At 73.6% G+C, this 2,318-nt stretch carries 4 protein-coding genes; all 4 read left to right on the top strand.

The genetic code is table 11. From position 1 onward, the window contains the following. Positions 1 to 110: 110 nt before the first annotated feature. Positions 111 to 836: a GntR family transcriptional regulator gene (locus tag AC08ON_RS14800; protein ID WP_476608054.1), complete on the top strand. Its 726-nt coding sequence runs from the start codon at positions 111 to 113 to the stop codon at positions 834 to 836. Further along, positions 833 to 1,267: a phosphonate C-P lyase system protein PhnG gene (locus AC08ON_RS14795; protein ID WP_476608055.1), complete on the top strand. Its 435-nt coding sequence runs from the start codon at positions 833 to 835 to the stop codon at positions 1,265 to 1,267. The genes AC08ON_RS14800 and AC08ON_RS14795 overlap by 4 nt, the downstream gene beginning before the upstream one ends. Further along, entirely contained in the window at positions 1,264 to 1,896 is a 633-nt protein-coding gene (locus AC08ON_RS14790) for a phosphonate C-P lyase system protein PhnH (protein WP_476608056.1), read from the top strand. Before AC08ON_RS14795 ends, AC08ON_RS14790 begins: the two co-directional genes overlap by 4 nt. Beyond that, positions 1,896 to 2,318: carbon-phosphorus lyase complex subunit PhnI (locus AC08ON_RS14785; protein WP_476617170.1), on the top strand; the 423-nt coding region annotated here is incomplete at its 3' end. The genes AC08ON_RS14790 and AC08ON_RS14785, both read left to right, overlap by 1 nt.

Below are 2,318 nucleotides of genomic sequence, written 5' to 3'. Positions count from 1 at the left end.
ATTAGGAACAGGTTTTTTGGGAATAACTGTTTGCAATGTTCACCTAGGCGGCCTTGCGCGTTCCGGGCGGCGCAGTTGTCCGGACAAGCTGCGCGAGCATCGTGCTGGACATGACGAAGTATCTGGAGATCGCCGACCGGCTGGCCGCCGAGCTGGCCGGTTCCGCGCCCGGTACCCGGGTGGCGAGCGAACCCGAGCTGGCCAGCCGGTTCGGGGTGGGCCGGGCAGCCGCCCGGTCGGCGCTGCAGGAGCTGGAGCGGCGGCTGATGGTCCGCCGGGTCCAGGGCGCCGGGACCTTCGTCAACTCCCGCATCGACTACGTGATCTCACGCAGCCTCCCACCGTCATGGCACCAGACGGTGGAGGCCGCCGGGGCCACGCCGCGGTCGCTGGTGAAGGCCGCGGACCGAGTGGGGCTGCCGGCGGCGGAGGCCGCGCGGCTCGAACGGGAGCCGGGTGCGCTCGCGCACCGGGTCGTCCGCGAGTACTACATCGACGACCTGCTGGCGAGCTGGGGTGAGGAGTGGATCCCGGTCGACGTGGTGGCCGACCTGCACCTGGCGGTGCACGTGGTCGAGTCGCTCGACCTGGTGCTACGGCAGATGGGCCGGGTGCACCCGGTGCGGGCGTGGTGCCGGGTGAGCCTCGATGTGCCGCCGCCGAGGGTGCTGCAGGCGCTGCGGATCGAGGCGAGCACCCCCGCGTACCTCACCGAAAGCGTGAGCCGGGATGCCACGACCGACCGAGTGCTGATGTGCGGCACCGGGTGGACCAGGGCGGACGCGGTCCGCGTGATCGTCGAGATGACCGAAACGATTTCCGAGGATGAGCGATGACCGACGTGTTGAGCCGCGAGCAGCGGTGCGCGCTGCTGGCGCAGGCCGAACGGGAGGAACTCGTCGCGCTGGCCGACGAGTGCCTCGCCGACGGCGTCCCGGTGCGGGTGCTGGTCGGCCCCGAGGTGGGTGTGGTCGCCGCTCAGGTACGCGAACCCGTGCTGGCGGAACGGTTCCTGCTCGGTGACGTGCTGGCCTGCCGGGCCGAGGTGGAGCTCGCGGGGCAGCGCGGCTGGTCGATGCGGCTCGGCGACGACCGGGCCGCCGCGCTGGCAGCCGCGGTGCTCGACGCGGAGGTGGAGTCCGCGCGGCCGTGTTCGCCGCGGGTCGAGCAGCTGTGCCGGGACGTCGCCCGGCGCTGCGAGGAGCGGGAAGCCGAGGAATGGGCGCAGCTGGCGCCCACGATCGTCGAGTTCGAGGAGCTGACGTGACCGGAGCGCTCGTGGACCGAATCGCGGCGGCCACGCTGCGGCCGGACGAATCACAGCAGGTGTTCCGCGCGGTGCTGGCCGCGCTGGCCCGGCCCGGCCGGATCGTCGCGCTGCCCCCGGACCGGCTCGGCGTGACGCCCGCGGTGCTGCTGCCGGTGCTGGCGATGGCCGATCTGGGCACCGGAATCGCGGTGCTGGACGGCAGCGAGGACGGCGGGGACTGGGCCGAGCTGGTCGGCGTGGTCACCTCCGCGCCGGCGGTGCCCGTTTCGGCGGCCCGCTTCGTCGCTGCGATGCGGCCGGTGACCGCGGACGAGCTGCGCGCGCTGTGCCGGGGGAGCGCGCTCGCGCCGGAGGAGGGCGCGCTGGCGTGCCTCGCCGTGTCCGACCTCGCCGTGTCCGACGTGGACGTGTCCGACGTGGACGGCGGCGACTGGGTGCTGTCCGGGCCCGGGGTGCCGGGGCGGACGCGAGTGTCCGGAGTAGACGGTCTGCTCCCGGCGCGGGCAGAGGTCGTGGTAGGGTTCCCGGCCGGCGTCGACCTGCTGCTGATCACCTCGGATGGGCGGATGGCCGGGATCCCGCGTAGCACCACCGTCGAAGGCGTCATCGAAGGGAGGGACGGCTGATGGGCTACTCAGGAGCGCGTGGCGGGCTGGAGGCCATTCTCGCCGCGGAGGACCTCGTCCGGCGGGCGCGCGACCACGCCCCGGCGCCATGGGCCTCGACCGCGCAGATCACCGCGCGGTTCCGGCTCGCCGTGGACCGCGTGATGGGCGAGGGCGGGCTCTACCACGAACCCACCGCCGCCGCGGCGCTGCGCCAGGCCGAAGGAGACCTGACGGAGGCGGTGCACCTCGTACGGGCGCACCGGTCGACACTGCCGCGGCTGGCCGTGAGCGAACCGGTCGACCCGGACGAGATGACCATCCTGCGCCGGATCGTGCCCGCCTTCCGCGAGCCGGGCGGCCCGCAGCTGCTGGGCCGCACCACCGACTACACCGGCCGCCTGTTGGAACAGCCGGACGGGCCGTCGCCCCTCCCGCCGCGG

The organism is Frankia sp. CoWAU3 (genome assembly GCF_977971855.1).
The sequence above is the reverse complement of the archived record's forward strand: the minus strand, read 5'-3'. Positions and strand labels throughout refer to the sequence as shown.